Genomic DNA, 14504 nt, shown 5'->3' with positions numbered 1-14504 from the left:
CATGAGCTCCTCCGCAGCCGAGCACCCGCCCGAGCACGGACCAGGGCCGTCGGACGGGCCGGTCACCGAGCTGCCCGCCGTCGCGCCCCGACTCCGCGCGCTGCGCCGCCGCACCGGCCTCACCCTGGAGGCGGCGGCCCGCGCCGCCGGACTGTCGCCCGCCCACCTCTCCCGGCTGGAGACCGGGCAGCGCCAGCCCTCGCTGCCGATGCTGCTCGCACTGGCCCGCACCTACGGTACGACAGTCTCGGACCTGCTCGGTGAGACGGTCGCCGAGCGGGACGCGATCGTGCGCGCCGCCGACATGGAACCGACCCGGGCGGGCGGCTGGACCTACTGGCCGGCCGGCGCGCCCGGCCGCGGGATGCAGGCGCTGCGCGTCCGCGTGCCGTACGGCTCGCAGGGCGACATCGTGCGCGTGCACCCCGGCGAGGAGTGGCTGTACGTCCTCAAGGGGCGGCTCAGGCTGCGCCTCGGGGACGCCGCGCACCTGCTCGCGCCCGGCGACAGCGCGCACTTCGACTCGCTGACCCCGCACCGCCTCGCCGCCGAGGACCACGACGGGGTCGAGCTCCTCTTCGTCCACACCCTGCTGCAGAGCCCCACGGCCACCCTGTGCCTGGGCCCCCTCAATGGAGAGACGCCATGAGCAACCTGGAGGACAAGTTCCCCCGCGCCCTGTGGGTCCGGCTGATCATCTACATCGCCGTCGGCCACCTCTTCGCCGCCTTCCTCTACCTGCTGTTCGCGGTCGGCGCCAAGGGATGACACCCCGCGGGGGCGCGGCCGGGGTCAGTCGAGCAGCCGCTCCCGCAGCCGCCCGCGGATCTCCGGCGTGACTCCCAGCCCCTGCTCCAGGTAGGCGTCCACGCCGCCCCACGTCTCCTCGACGGTCTCCATCGCCGCCGCCAGGTACTCGGCGCGTGCGTCGAACAGCGGACCGAGCAGCTCCATGACCTCGGGGGAGTAGGCCGAGTCGGAACTGCCGCTGCGGCGCACCTTGTAGCGGCGGTGCTTGGCGTTCGACTCCAGGTAGTCGGCCAGGATCGCGTCCCGCTCCACGCCCAGCGCGAGCAGGGTGACGGCTATGGACAGGCCCGCACGGTCCTTGCCCGCCGCACAGTGCATCAGGGCGGGGACGCTGTCCTCGGCGAGGGCGTGCAGCACCCGGGAGTGCTCGGCGGTGCGCTCCTTCACGATCCTGCGGTAGGAGGCGATCATCCGGTTCGCCGCCTTGCCGTCGGACAGGAGCGCGCGCAACTGGTCGAGATCGCCGTCGCGGACCATCGCCCAGAACTCCGCGCCGTCCGCCGGGTCGCTCAGCGGCAGGTTCACATTCCGCACACCGGGCAGCTCGACGTCCGGCCCCTCCAGCCTCTTGTCGGCCGCGTTGCGGAAGTCGAAGACCGTGTGCAGCCCCAGGGAGGCGAGGAACGCCGCGTCCTCCTCGGTCGCGTGCGCGAGGTGACCGCTGCGGAACAGCACCCCGTGCCGCACCCGCCGTCCGTCCCTCGTGGGCAGACCGCCCACGTCCCGGAAATTGCGCACTCCGGTCAGCTCCGGCTCGGTCGACGGGACCTGCTGCGTCACGTGGGCTCCTCACGGTCGCTCCCGCCGTCGCGGCTCGTCGGCGGGCCCGCCGTCGACCATACGACATTGGTTTTCCCGGGCAATGAGTTGTCCACAGGCGTTGCCTCGGAGGCCGTGAGCCGTCGATGATGTTGGTGCTTGAGCGGATCTGTTGCCACTTGTGAGGGCTCGATGGTGGACATCGCCGAAAACGGTCGTACATGGCTCCTGACGGGGCCCACCAGCGGTTACGCGCTGCACCTCACCGAGGAGCACGAACTGCTCCACCTGCACTGGGGCCCGCGCATCGCGCTCGCCGACGCCGAGGCGCTCGCCGAGCACCCGCTGCCGGGCTACTGGCCCTTCGAGTCCCCGCTCGACGGCCGCGAGGAGTACCCGGTCGAGGGCGGCCCCCGCTTCGTCAGGCCCGCCCTGTCCGTGCGCACCGAGGAGCGGCGCGGCACCGAGTGGACCTTCGAGGCGTACGACGCCGACGGCGACGAACTCCGGCTCCGCTTCCGGGACGCGGGGCTCGCGATCACCCTGCACTACCGGATGCGCGGGGACGTCGTCGAGCGCTGGGTGAGCGTCGGCAACGAGGGGGACGCGCGCGTGGAGCTGCTGCGCGCCGACGCCGCCACCTGGACGCTGCCCGACCGGGACGGCTGGCGGCTGTCCCAGCTGCACGGCCGCTGGGCCGCCGAGTCCCGGCTGGCGCGCGCGCCGCTCACCTACGGCGACAAGGTCATCGGCAGCCGCCGCGGCCACACCGGCCACCAGCACCTGCCCTGGGTCGCGCTCGACACCGACGCCACCGAGGAGCGCGGGGAGGTCTACGGCTGCGCCCTGGGCTGGTCGGGGTCCTGGCGGATCGCGGTCGCCCAACTCCCCGACGCGCGCGTGCAGATCACCGGGGGCGCGGGCTACGACGACTCCGGCCTGCTGGCGCTGGCGCCCGGGGAGTCGTACACCACGCCCGTCTTCGCGGGCCTGTGGAGCGACGGCGGCTTCGGCGGCGCCAGCCGCACCTGGCACGCCTACCAGCGGGCGTACGTCATCCCGGACGCGGACCGGGACCGGCCCGTGCTGTTCAACTCCTGGGAGGCCACCAACTTCGACATCTCCGAGGACCAGCAGGCCACCCTCGCCCGGCGCGCCGCCGCGATCGGCGTGGAGCTCTTCGTGGTCGACGACGGCTGGTTCGGCGCCCGCACCAGCGACCGGGCCGGACTCGGCGACTGGACGCCCAACCCCGAGCGCTTCCCGGGCGGCCTCAAGCCGCTCGCGGACTACGTGCACGCCCTCGGCATGCAGTTCGGCATCTGGGTCGAGCCCGAGATGGTCAACCCCGACAGTGAGCTGTACCGCGCCCACCCCGACTGGGTGCAGTTCCAACCGGGACGAAAGCGGACGGAATTCCGCAATCAGCTCGTCCTCAACCTGGCCCGTGAGGACGTCCAGGAGTACCTCTGGCGGCAACTCGACGGTCTCCTGTCCAACGCCCCGGTCGACTACGTGAAGTGGGACTTCAACCGCTGCTTCACCGACGCGGGCTGGCCCGGCGAGCCGTACCCGCAGCGGCTGTGGGTGGACCACGTCCACGCCCTGTACGCGCTGCTCGACCGGCTGCGGGCGGCCCACCCGGGCGTGGCCTTCGAGTCCTGCTCGGGCGGCGGCGGCCGGATCGACCTCGGCGTGATGAGCCGTACGGACCAGGTGTGGACCTCCGACAACACCGACCCGCTGGACCGGCTCGCCATCCAGCACGGCTTCAGCCAGATCCACCCCGCGCGGACCATGGCCGCCTGGGTCACCGACAGTCCGAACACCCAGCTCAACGGCCGGGTCAGCACCCTGCGCTTCCGCTTCGTCAGCGCCATGGCCGGAGTCCTCGGCGTCGGCGGCGACCTCTCCGAGTGGACCGAGGAGGAGCTCACCGAGGCCCGGGAGTGGGTGGAGCTCTACAAGGAGATCCGTCCGGTCGTGCAGCGCGGCGAGCTCTACCGGCTGCGGCCCCCGGAGGGCGGGCTGAGCGCGTTGCAGTACGTCCTCGGGGACGAGGCGGTCGTCCTCGCCTGGCTCCAGGCACAGCGGTACGGCGAGCCGGTCCCGGCGCTGAGGCTCAGCGGCCTCGACCCCACGGCAGCGTACGAATGCCGCGAAACGGGCGAAGTTCACCGGGGTGCCGTCCTGCTGCACCACGGACTGCGCACCGGACTGCGCGGTGACTTCGATGCGACGGTTGTCCGTCTGCGTCGCATCTGAGTCTTCTGCCTGAATTAGCCCCTTCATCACAACTCGCCATGTAATAGCGGGACATGGGGGACGGGTGGGTGAGGAGCGTCATAGTGGTGACCGAGCGTCGCGCGTCATGTCCACGTAATTCGCAGGGTTTTCCTGGGAATTGAGGGCGCGAAGCCAGGGGGAATTCACGGAGGGTGACCGGGAATTCCCATAACGGATCAAGCGAAACACGGACAGAGGGAACCATCCGCTTGTCCCTGTGTGTCCTGCTCGCTTACGTTCGCCACCACTCCGGACGGACCGCCGAATCCTGCCGCCGCCCGGAACCCGCACACACTCACCCGTGCCCGGCAGGAGCGGGGGACCCACCAGGCACGACTGCCTGTTCCGGTCTCCGGAACAGGCTAGGGGTGAAGCCGCGCACCGCGCGGCCGGGCATCTCCAGCCCGAACCCGACAGCTCACCTCGCAGGCGCCGGAGAGGAACCCGTCATGCCCGCGAAGGGTAAGCACCGCCGTCCCAAGAACCGGCGTTTCACCCGCTCGATCGCCGTGGCCGGAACCGGCGGCGCCGCGCTGGCCCTGCCCCTCATGGGTGCCACCGGCGCCCATGCCGCCACCCCCGCCAAGGACTCGGCTCCCGAAAAGGCCGTCCAGGCCGTGCCGGTGGCCGAGAAGAAGACCTCCACCGCGCAGTCGGAAGTGCGCACCTACACGGTGAAGGCCGGCGACTACCTCTCCAGGATCGCCGACGAGCAGCACGTCAGCGGCGGCTGGCACCGGCTCTACGAGGACAACCGCGAGGCCGTCGGCAGCGACCCCTCACTGATCCACCCCGGCCTGAAGCTGAGCCTCGGCAAGAAGGCCGCGCCGACGAGCACCGAGTCCTCCGCTTCCACCGGCTCTTCGACCGCCTCGCGGGCCAAGTCGCCGTCCAAGCCCTCGTCGAAGCCGTCGGTGAAGTCCGACTCGCAGTCGGCGTCGCAGACCCGGTCCCGGTCGTCGTCCGGCGCCGCCACCGGCTTCACCCTCCCCGTGGCGAGCGCCGCCGTCGGCACCGGCTACCACGTGGCGGGCAGCATGTGGTCCAGCGGCTACCACACGGGCGTCGACTTCGTGGTCCCGACCGGCACCCCGCTCAAGGCCGTGGGCGCGGGCACGGTCGTCTCCGCGGGCTGGGGCGGCGCCTACGGCAACCAGGTCGTGATCAAGCTCGCCGACGGCTACTACGCCCAGTACGGCCACCTCTCCGCGCTCTCCGTCTCGGCCGGGCAGACCGTCTCCGCGGGCCAGCAGGTCGGCCTCTCCGGCGCGACCGGCAACGTGACCGGCCCGCACCTGCACTTCGAGATCCGCACCACGCCGAACTACGGCTCCGACGTGGACCCGGTCGCCTACCTGCGCTCGCACGGCGTCGCCGTCGCCTGACAGGCGGGCCATCAAGGCCACCGAAGGCCGGACCCCTGATCCCCGGGTCCGGCCTTCGGTGTGCCGACCGTCGGACCGTGGGAGCCATTTCCGGATCACCGGCTTCCGGGTGTGGCGTATTCCCGGATGACGCTTATTGGGGCAGTGGCTTATCTCACCGACCGTCAACCCCGTATTACGGTCGCGTAGGTCACATCGGAAGGTGAATCATGGTCCGACGTGGCAGACGATTCGAAGAATGACAACAGATCAGTGATCGGGTCGTACGTGGCGGTGGGGGACAGCTTCACCGAGGGCGTGGGCGACCCCGGCCCCGACGGGGCGTTCGTCGGCTGGGCCGACCGGTTCGCGGTACTGCTCGCGGACCGGCGGCCCGAGGGCGACTTCCGGTACGCGAACCTCGCGGTGCGCGGCAAACTGCTCGACCAGATCGTGGAGCACCAGGTCCCGCGGGCCGTCGAACTCGCCCCGGACCTGGTGTCCTTCTGCGCGGGCGGCAACGACATCATCCGGCCCGGCACCGACCCCGACGAGGTGGCCGAGCGCTTCGAGCGGTCGGTGGCGCGGCTCGTCTCCGTCGCCGGTACGGTCCTGGTGACGACCGGCTTCGACACCCGCGGTGTGCCCGTGCTCAAGCATCTGCGCGGCAAGATCGCCACGTACAACGGGCACGTCCGGGCCATCGCCGACCGGTACGGCTGTCCCGTGCTCGACCTGTGGTCCCTCAAGACGATCCAGGACCGGCGCGCCTGGGACCACGACCGGCTCCATCTCTCGCCCGACGGACACACGCGCGTGGCCCTGCGCGCCGGCCAGGTCCTCGGACTGGAGGTCCCGGCCGACCCGGAGCAGCCCTGGCCCCCGCTCCCGCCCCGCGGCACGCTCGACGTCCGCCGCGACGACGTCCACTGGGCCCGCGAGTACCTGGTCCCGTGGATCGGCCGCCGTCTGCGCGGCGAGTCCTCCGGTGACCATGTGACGGCCAAGGGGGCACTGTCCCCGGACGACATCAGGATGCGGATCGGAGTGGTGGCCTGAGCGGGTCCCCTCCGGGGGTCCGGCGTCTGTGCGTTCCCCGCCGACGGGGGGCGGGGAACGCACTCGGCCGGACGTGACCGGCCCAACGTGGGCCGCACCCGGTCACCCGCTCACCTCAGTCCTCCGCCACTGCCTCGCGGTCCAGGCCCAGTTCGCGGGCCAGTGCCTCGTCCACCCAGCGCTGGGCCCGGGAGCGGGGCACCGCGCCCGCGTACGAGGTCAGTTGGACGGCGAGACCGTCGAGGAGGGCCGTCAGGCGCAGGGCCGTTGCGGCCGGGTCCGGGCAGTGGAACTCGCCCGCGCCGCCCCCCTCGGCGATGACCTCGGTGAGCGCGGCCTTCCACTGCCTGTCCAGCTCCCGGGTGACCTCCCGCAGGGCGGGTTCGCGCAGCGCCACCGCCCAGCCCTCGATCCACAGCCGCCAGCCCTTGGCCTGACCGGTGGGCGCGTACCAGCGCACGGCGGCCCGCAACCGGCGCAGCGCGGTCGTACGGCGGCCCAGCAGCCCCCGCAGGTGCGCGAGGTCGCCCTCGGCGGCGTGCGTGAACGCGGCGGCGACCAGCTGTTCCTTGGTGGAGAAGTGGTAGAGGACGAGCGCGTTGCTCACACCGAGCGCCGAGGCCACGTCGGCGATCCGCACCGCCGCCACGCCCCGCGCCTCGATCTGCTCGACGGCGGCCCGCAGCAGTTCCTCCCGCCGCTCCGCCACGCTCAACCGCACTCTCGCCACGCGGTCACCCTAAACGGTCACCCGGGCGCGGCGGCGAAGCGCCCGGCCGCCCGGTCAGCGGTACCGGCCGAAGCGCTCCGCGATCACCGGCAGCCGGTCGGCCACCAGGGCGTGCGCGGCGGCCCGCGGGGTCGTCCCGTCGGCCTCCGCGCGGGCGAGCACCCGGTCGATCAGGGCCCGCATCGAGCGCCGGGTGTGCGCGAACGCCTCCCGCGCCTCGGGGCCGATGTCACCGAAGAGCGTCCACCACCACCAGGCGTTCGTACCGGAGTTGACCACCACGTCCGGCAGCACGGTCACCCCGCGCGCGGACAGCGCCTCCTCCGCGGCCGGGAGGACCGGCATATTGGCCGCCTCGGCGATCCAGCGGGCGGTGACACGGTCCTGGTTGGCGGTGTCGATCGCGTACGACACCGCCGCCGGCACCAGCACCTCGGCGTCGGCGGACAGCCACGCGTCGCCCGGGAGTTCACGGTCGCCGGGGCGCAGCACGGCCCGGTCCACGGTGCCGTACGCGTCCCGGGCGGCCAGCAGCGCCTCGACGTCGAGACCGGCCGGGTTGGCGACGGTGCCCTTGATGTCCGCGACGGCCACGATCCGCAGACCCGCGCGGGCCAGGAAGCGCGCCGTGGCCCCGCCCATGGTGCCCAGCCCCTGCACCGCCACCCGCGTCCCCGCGTGGGGCACCCCGGCCCGGTCCAGGGCCGCGAGCACCGACTCGGCCACCCCGCAGCCGCCGACCAGCTCGTCCAGGCCGATGCCGTCCACCTCCAGGGCGAAGGCGTCCGCGAGCCGCCGCCGGGCCGCGGCCTCGTCGTCGAGCAGCGGGTACACGGCCTGGATCGACGACACCAGCCCCGCCTCGGCGGCGGCCCGGTCGACCAGGTCCTGGGTGAGCCCGAGGTCCTCACCGGTGGTCCAGCAGCTCTCGACATACGGCCGCACGGCCCGCAGATAGCGCACCAGCAGTCCGTACGCCTCCGGGTCCTGCGGATCACAGTCGATGCCGCCCTTGGCGCCGCCCAGCGGCACGTACCGGGCCTCGGGGTCGTAGTGCAGCGCCTCTTTCATGGTCATGCCGCGGGCGAGCCCGGTCACCTCCTCCAGCGTGCAGCCGGGCCGCATCCGCAGCCCGCCGCTGGCCACCCCCCGCACCAGCCGGTCGACGACCAGGAACCCCTGGCGGCCGGTGACGTGGTCCGTCCAGACCAGCGAGATCAGGGGGGCGGTCATGCGGACTCCTAGGGGCGTGCCACGGAGGGGAGCGGGTGGCGGGCGGTACCGCTACTGAACAGCGGGTCAGTAATGGAGAGTGTCCGACAGTATCGGGGCCGCGGGCGGCCGGGCAAGAGCGAACCGGACCCCGGCCCTCCCGGGCTGTCGGAGGGGCCGCCCATAATGGATGACCTCGCCGACTCCACCTGGAGGTACCGTGACCGGTTTGGGTTCCCTGAGCTCGGGGCTGCGCGCGCTGAGGCCCGCGGCCTTCGGCGCGGACCCCGGTGGTGAGCGCCTCGCGCGCATCCACAGCTCGCCCCACTTCAAGGACGGCGTCTTCCAGAACCCAGGAGGCACCGCCCGGACCCGGCCCTCCGGTTCCACGCTGGACTTCGCCAAGGTCTTCTTCGACAAGGACGAGCGGCCCCGGCGCTCCCCCCGGGGCACGGTCCCGGTGCACGCCACCACCCTCGCCGACCTCGCCCGGCCGCCCGCCACCGGACTGCGGCTGACCTGGATGGGCCACTCCAGCGTGCTCGCCGAGATCGGCGGGCAGCGCGTGCTGTTCGACCCCGTGTGGGGCGAACGCTGCTCCCCGTTCCCCTTCGCCGGTCCCAAGCGGCTGCACCCGGTGCCGCTGCCGCTGGCCGCGCTCGGCCCGGTCGACGTGGTGGTCATCTCGCACGACCACTACGACCACCTGGACATGCCCACCATCGAGGCGCTGGCCGGGACGGACACCCTCTTCGCCGTGCCGCTGGGCGTCGGGGCCCACCTCGAACACTGGGGCGTGTCCGAGGGGCGGCTGCGCGAGCTGGACTGGCACGAGGCGACCAAGGTCGGCGGACTCACCCTGACCGCCACCCCCGCCCGGCACTTCTGCGGCCGGGGCCTGCGCAACACCCAGCACACGCTCTGGGCCTCCTGGACCGTGGCCGGCGAGTCGCACCGGATCTACCACAGCGGCGACACCGGATACTTCGACGGCTTCAAGGACATCGGCGCCGACCACGGCCCGTTCGACGCCACCATGATCCAGATCGGTGCCTACAGCGATTTCTGGCCCGACATACACATGACGCCCGAGGAGGGCATGCGTGCCCACCTCGACCTCCAGGGCGGCCGGGCCTCCGGCGTGATGCTGCCGATCCACTGGGCCACCTTCAACCTGGCGACCCACGCCTGGTCGGAGCCCGGCGAGGGCACCGTCGCGGCCGCCCGCGCGGCCGGCGCCCGGGCCGCGCTGCCCCGCCCCGGCGAGCCCTTCGAGCCCACCGCCGAGACCGTCCCGTCCGAGCCGTGGTGGCGCGGTGTGGCCCTGGCCCCGGCGGGCGGCTGGCCCACGGCGGTCACGGAGGCGGCGGTGACGGAGGCGGCGGTCAAGGCGACCGCCGACTCCGCGGCCAGGGCCCAGGCCGACACGGCCGGTGACGTCGCCGACGGCACGGTCGAGGGCGAGGGGGACCCGGAAACCGTTCCGGCCGGCTGAGCGCGGGCGGACGACAGCCGGGCCGGGCGCGACAGCCGAGGGCCGGGGAGTCTCGTACTCCCCGGCCCTCGTCGTCTGTTCGTGACCGCATTCGACCAGGTCGGATCGGTATTTTCCCGCTCTGTTTCGCGCGTCCGGCACGGTTATCGGTCTTTCGTACGAGGCCTCATACCAGAGCGGGACCCTCTCCGGGGGAGTTCGTCAACTGCCCATCCCGCGCGACGCCGATGCGACTACGGTGAGTGTCCGCCGGGCGACGCAGGGCCGACCCGTCGGTTCCCGCCCGGCACCGCGATGGCGCATGCCCAGGTCGCGCATCCCGCGCGAGGAAACCAGGCCCGACGGACCAGTACGAGGACACCGATGTCTCACCTCCGTGCACCGGCCGCTCGCGCCGACCGCCGTGAGGGCGGCCGGCACGGGCGGCCGGTCGCCCGTCCCGTTCCCGCACTGCCCGAGGCCCACATACGGCCACAGCTGATGCGCCTCGCGGTGCTGCCGCCCGTCGCGGTCGCGCTCAGCGCCAGCGCGGCCGTCCTGGTCACCGTCCGCTCCGCCGGAGTGCGGCCAGGCATCACCCTGTGGGCCGTGCTCAGCGGCGCGGTCTCGGTCACCGTCGCCGGCATCCTGATCGCCGCCGTGGCCGCCGACCGGGCCGCCCGGTCGGTCAGCGACCGGGTCGGCGCCCTACGGCGCAGCGCCGCCTGCGGCGAGGCCGACCTGAGGGCCCTCGTCGAAGCGCTGCGGCGCGGCGAGACCCCGGCCCCGCGGGGGCCGCGCGGCAAACCCCCGCAGGACGCCGACGACCTCGAACTGCTCGCCGCCGACCTCGCCCGCGCCCACGACGGCGCCGTCACCGCCGTCGTCCAGGCCGCCCAGCTCTCCAGCCAGGCGGGCAGCGAACAGAAACTCGAGGTCTTCGTCAACCTCGCCCGGCGGCTGCAGTCCCTGGTGCACCGCGAGATCTCGATCCTCGACGAGCTGGAGAACGAGATCGAGGACCCCGACCTGCTCAAGGGCCTCTTCCACGTCGACCACCTCGCCACCCGCATCCGGCGGCACGCCGAGAACCTCGCCGTGCTCGGCGGCGCCGTCTCCCGGCGGCAGTGGAGCCATCCCGTCTCCATGACCGAGGTGCTGCGCTCCGCCGTCGCCGAGGTCGAGCAGTACTCGCGGGTCCGGCTGGTCCCGCCCGTCGACGGCATGCTGCGCGGCCACGCGGTCGCCGATGTCATCCATCTGCTGGCCGAACTCGTCGAGAACGCCACGCTGTTCTCCGCCCCGCAGACCCCGGTGCTGCTGCGCGCCAACCTGGTCACCTCCGGGCTCGCCGTCGAGGTCGAGGACCGCGGGCTCGGCATGCCGGTCGGCGAGCAGGCCAGGATGAACGCCCTGCTCGCCGACCCCGACCAGGTCAACGTCGCCAGCCTGCTGGCGGACGGGCGCATCGGCCTCTTCGTGGTCTCGCAGCTCGCCCGGCGGCACGGCATCACCGTCCGGCTGCAGACGAACATCTACGGCGGTGTGCAGGCCGTCCTGGTGGTGCCGCAGGGGCTGCTGGGTACGGCGCCGGACGACACGACGGGTACGGGGCGTGCGGACGCCGGAGCGGGCCGGGTTCCGGCGCCCCCGCTGCCCGCAGTGCCCCCCGTACCGGCGGCGGGTCCGGAGGCTGTGGGGGACCTGGGCGGGCGGACCGGTCCGCAAGGCGGCGCCGCGGAGCCGCCGACCGGTCGGCGGCGGCACGCCCAGCGGGACACCGCCCGGGCGGGCGACCCGGCGAACGACGGCGCACCGCCGCCGCTGCCGGTGCGCGGAGCCCACGAAGCGCGGCCCGCACCCGCGCAGACCCCGCCCGGCACCCGGCCCCACGAGCGAGGCACGGCCGCGCCGGACACGGCCGCGCCCCCCGCCCCGCGCACCGGTGGCACGGTGCGCGGCACCATGGGCAAGCCCCAGCTGCCCCGGCGCCGCGCCCAGGAGCACATCGCCCCCCAACTGCGGGGCGGTCCGGCACCGCGCCAGGACAGCGACACCCTCGCCGGTCACGACCCCGGCCTGATGGCGGCCTTCCAGCGGGGGATCGGCCTGGCCGAGGCGCAGCAGCACAGGGAGGCGACGCCCCCGGCGGGGCATGCCGAGCCCTCGCCTGCGGGCTCCGCCTCTATGGGCTCGCTCCATATGGACGCAGCACATGTGCGCTCGGCACACGTGGAGTCGGTCCCCGTGCGATCGGCACAGCCGGAGACAGGCCTTCAGCAGACAGGCCTTCCGGAGACAGGCCGTATGGAGACAGGCCGTATGGAGTCGACGTACGGGGGCCGAGCCCACACGGATTCGGCCCACCTGGAGCCACCCCACACCGAGCGGGCCCCCATCAAGGCACGGGCCGTGGACCCCGCCGACATGGACGTTCCCCCCAGACCCGAGACGCACCCGCACACGCCCGGGGCCGGTCTCACCGTCCGGCCCGACGGGAGCGCACCGGCCGGATGACCCCCCTCGCCAGCCCCGTCCCCACCCGCACCCCCACCCCCGTCTCCACTCCCAGCGCTCCCGAAGACCTTCGTACCCCAAGGAGTCGATCCACCATGGCGAGCGATGCGCCGACCGCCCAGGCATCCGACCTCGACTGGCTGATGAGCGGCCTCGTCCAGCGCGTACCGCACACCAGCAGCGCGGTGCTGCTGTCCTGCGACGGGCTGGTGAAGTCCGTCCACGGCCTCGACGCCGACAGCGCCGACCACATGGCGGCCCTCGCCTCCGGCCTGTACTCGCTGGGCCGCAGCGCGGGCGTCCGGTTCGGCGACGGCGGAGAGGTCCGGCAGGTCGTCGTCGAACTCGACTCGGCCCTGCTGTTCGTGGCCACCGCCGGCTCCGGCACCTGCCTCGCCGTGCTGGCCGGCCGCGAGGCCGACGCGGCCGTGCTCGGCTACGAGATGGCCATGCTGGTCAAGAGCGTCCGCCCCTACCTGGTGACCGCGCCCCGCCAGCACTCCGTCGGACCCACGGCGACGAGGCCTTGAGGGTGGCGGCGGCCGGCGACGGGCCCTGGCTCGACGACGCGGCCGGACGGCTGGTGCGCCCCTTCACGGTCAGCAACGGCCGTACCCGGCCCAGCATCGCGCTCGACCTGCTGTCGCAGGTGATGGCCACCGGGGCCACGCCCCTGGGCTACTTCGGCCCCGAGCACGCCCAGGCGCTCGACCTGTGCCGGGCGCCCGTCCCGGTCGCCGAGGTCGCCGCGCATCTGAAACTGCCCGCGGTGGTCACCAAGGTGCTGCTCTCCGATCTCGTCGACTGCGGGGCGCTCACCGCCAAGCCCCCCGCGTTCCACCACAACCCCACTGACCGGTCTCTTCTGGAGGCAGTGCTCGATGGACTACGACGACAGCTCTGACCCGTTTCCCACCGCGCTGAAGATCCTGGTGGCCGGTGGGTTCGGGGTGGGCAAGACCACCTTCGTGGGCGCGGTGAGCGAGATCGCGCCGCTCAGCACGGAGGAACTGCTCACCACGGTCAGCGCCGCGACCGACAACCTCGACGGCATCGAGAACAAGGTCGAGACCACGGTGGCCATGGACTTCGGCCGCATCACCCTCGACCCGCAGCATGTGCTGTACCTCTTCGGCACGCCCGGGCAGGAGCGGTTCTGGTTCATGTGGGACGAACTGTCCGAGGGCGCCCTCGGCGCGGTCATCCTGGCCGACACCCGCCGTCTGGAGGACTGCTTCGCGGCGGTCGACTTCTTCGAGGAACGCGGCCTCGGATTCGTCGTCGCCGTCAACGAGTTCGACGGGTCCTACCGGTACGACCCCGAGGAGGTGCGCGCCGCCATAGACCTCGACCCCCGGATCCCGGTCGTCCCCTGCGACGCCCGCATCTCAAGTTCCGGCGTCCAGACCCTGCTCACCCTCGTACGCCACCTCATCGCCCACGCCCCGGCGCCCGCGCCGAGCCACGGCGCCCACATGTGATCCCCACACCGCCCACGGAGCCCGTATATGACCCATGCCCATATGAGCTATGCCCACAGCGGCGGGACCCGGTCATGAGCTACGACCCACCGCGGCCGGTCCGGGGTCTGCTGCTCACGCCCGAGGACAAGGAGGCCCCCGCCCGCACCCGGCGGCTCAGCGGGCTAGGCCTGGGGGAGCGGGCCGAGCCCGCCCTCGACGCCTTCGCCGACCACCTCGCCGGGCTCGCGGACACCCCGTACGCGATGGTCAACTTCGTCGGTGCGAAACGGCAGTTCTTCGCGGGCCTGCGCACACCGGCCGCCGGGCCGTTCGCCAAGGCCGACGGCACCCGGCCCGAGGTGGGCCGCTGGCTGCCGCGCGACCATGGGTTCTGCCCCCATGTGGTGGTGCGACACCGGGCGCTGGTCCTGGAGGACGTCCGCGACTACCCGCGGTTCGCCTGCAACCCGGTCGTCGACGAGTACGGCATCCACTCCTACCTGGGCGCCCCGCTCATCGACAGCACGGGGATGGTGCTGGGCACGGTCTGCGTCGCCGACATCGCCCCCCGGCCCTGGGGGAAGACCGGGCTGGAGACCATCAAGGCGCGGGCCGCCGAACTCGCCGTACGCCTGGAGCGGCGCGCGGACGACGGATTCCCGCTGTGACGGCACCAGGATGCCCGGTGTGAAGCGGAGCTGTGGCGCCGCTTAAGAAATCCTCGATGGACCAGCGCGCCGCCGTACGGCAGATTGCTGTGCGAATCCACTTCCCTCCCCGAACGCGGGCGCCTTCGGCATGCCCGCGGACCGGGACCGTACCCACAGGAG

14 protein-coding genes and 1 riboswitch are annotated in these 14504 nt (G+C 73.0%); of the genes, 11 read left to right on the top strand and 3 right to left on the bottom strand.

The window, feature by feature from the left end; translation table 11 throughout:
• Position 1 precedes the first annotated feature (1 nt).
• Positions 2 to 649: a helix-turn-helix domain-containing protein gene (locus ACZ7L0_RS01185; RefSeq protein ID WP_471240282.1), complete on the top strand. Its 648-nt coding sequence runs from the start codon at positions 2 to 4 to the stop codon at positions 647 to 649.
• A complete protein-coding gene (locus ACZ7L0_RS01180) occupies positions 646 to 768 on the top strand; it encodes a DUF6126 family protein (protein ID WP_471240281.1) in 123 nt (40 codons plus the stop codon). The genes ACZ7L0_RS01185 and ACZ7L0_RS01180 overlap by 4 nt, the downstream gene beginning before the upstream one ends.
• Positions 769 to 792: 24 nt before the next feature.
• Here the strand turns inward: ACZ7L0_RS01180 and ACZ7L0_RS01175 are convergent, their stop codons facing one another.
• Positions 793 to 1590, bottom strand: coding sequence for a tyrosine-protein phosphatase (locus tag ACZ7L0_RS01175; RefSeq protein ID WP_471240280.1), 798 nt, complete (start codon positions 1588 to 1590; stop codon positions 793 to 795).
• A 171-nt stretch (positions 1591 to 1761) separates the two neighbouring features.
• Between ACZ7L0_RS01175 and ACZ7L0_RS01170 the strand changes: the two genes are divergently transcribed.
• The 3 genes from ACZ7L0_RS01170 to ACZ7L0_RS01160 all read left to right on the top strand — a co-directional run bounded on the left by ACZ7L0_RS01170 (position 1762) and on the right by ACZ7L0_RS01160 (position 6278).
• The gene (locus ACZ7L0_RS01170; protein WP_471240958.1) at positions 1762 to 3834 is read left to right on the top strand and encodes an alpha-galactosidase; all 2073 of its coding nucleotides are present in this window, start codon (positions 1762 to 1764) and stop codon (positions 3832 to 3834) included.
• 307 nt (positions 3835 to 4141) lie between these two features.
• Positions 4142 to 4300, top strand: a riboswitch (cyclic di-AMP (ydaO/yuaA leader).
• A gap of 4 nt (positions 4301 to 4304) precedes the next feature.
• Positions 4305 to 5240, top strand: coding sequence for a M23 family metallopeptidase (locus tag ACZ7L0_RS01165; RefSeq protein WP_471240279.1), 936 nt, complete (start codon positions 4305 to 4307; stop codon positions 5238 to 5240).
• A 252-nt stretch (positions 5241 to 5492) separates the two neighbouring features.
• Positions 5493 to 6278 (top strand): SGNH/GDSL hydrolase family protein, encoded by a 786-nt coding sequence (locus ACZ7L0_RS01160; RefSeq protein WP_471240957.1) that lies wholly within the window; start codon positions 5493 to 5495, stop codon positions 6276 to 6278.
• A 115-nt stretch (positions 6279 to 6393) separates the two neighbouring features.
• On the opposite strand, the gene ACZ7L0_RS01155 is transcribed toward ACZ7L0_RS01160, so the two are convergent.
• The gene (locus tag ACZ7L0_RS01155) at positions 6394 to 7008 is read right to left on the bottom strand and encodes a TetR/AcrR family transcriptional regulator (RefSeq protein WP_471240278.1); all 615 of its coding nucleotides are present in this window, start codon (positions 7006 to 7008) and stop codon (positions 6394 to 6396) included.
• Positions 7009 to 7062: 54 nt separating this feature from the next.
• Entirely contained in the window at positions 7063 to 8241 is a 1179-nt protein-coding gene (locus ACZ7L0_RS01150; protein WP_471240277.1) for a glutamate dehydrogenase, read from the bottom strand.
• A 169-nt stretch (positions 8242 to 8410) separates the two neighbouring features.
• Here ACZ7L0_RS01150 and ACZ7L0_RS01145 point away from each other — a divergent pair, with 169 nt between their 5' ends.
• The 6 genes from ACZ7L0_RS01145 to ACZ7L0_RS01120 all read left to right on the top strand — a co-directional run bounded on the left by ACZ7L0_RS01145 (position 8411) and on the right by ACZ7L0_RS01120 (position 14342).
• Positions 8411 to 9715 carry an MBL fold metallo-hydrolase gene (locus ACZ7L0_RS01145; RefSeq protein WP_471240276.1) on the top strand — a complete coding sequence of 435 codons (1305 nt, stop codon included), beginning with the start codon at positions 8411 to 8413 and terminating at the stop codon, positions 9713 to 9715.
• A gap of 363 nt (positions 9716 to 10078) precedes the next feature.
• Positions 10079 to 12211: a sensor histidine kinase gene (locus ACZ7L0_RS01140; RefSeq protein WP_471240275.1), complete on the top strand. Its 2133-nt coding sequence runs from the start codon at positions 10079 to 10081 to the stop codon at positions 12209 to 12211.
• A 95-nt stretch (positions 12212 to 12306) separates the two neighbouring features.
• Positions 12307 to 12741, top strand: coding sequence for a roadblock/LC7 domain-containing protein (locus tag ACZ7L0_RS01135; protein WP_471240274.1), 435 nt, complete (start codon positions 12307 to 12309; stop codon positions 12739 to 12741).
• Between the two features lie 2 nt (positions 12742 to 12743).
• Entirely contained in the window at positions 12744 to 13115 is a 372-nt protein-coding gene (locus ACZ7L0_RS01130; RefSeq protein ID WP_471240273.1) for a DUF742 domain-containing protein, read from the top strand.
• A complete protein-coding gene (locus ACZ7L0_RS01125) occupies positions 13093 to 13692 on the top strand; it encodes a GTP-binding protein (protein WP_471240272.1) in 600 nt (199 codons plus the stop codon). Before ACZ7L0_RS01130 ends, ACZ7L0_RS01125 begins: the two co-directional genes overlap by 23 nt.
• Before the next feature lie 74 nt (positions 13693 to 13766).
• Positions 13767 to 14342 carry a GAF domain-containing protein gene (locus tag ACZ7L0_RS01120; RefSeq protein ID WP_471240271.1) on the top strand — a complete coding sequence of 192 codons (576 nt, stop codon included), beginning with the start codon at positions 13767 to 13769 and terminating at the stop codon, positions 14340 to 14342.
• Positions 14343 to 14504 lie beyond the last annotated feature (162 nt).

This window comes from Streptomyces sp. NPDC039424 (genome assembly GCF_055639495.1).
Note: the sequence above shows the minus strand (reverse complement) of the source record. Positions and strands in the feature narration are given on the sequence as shown.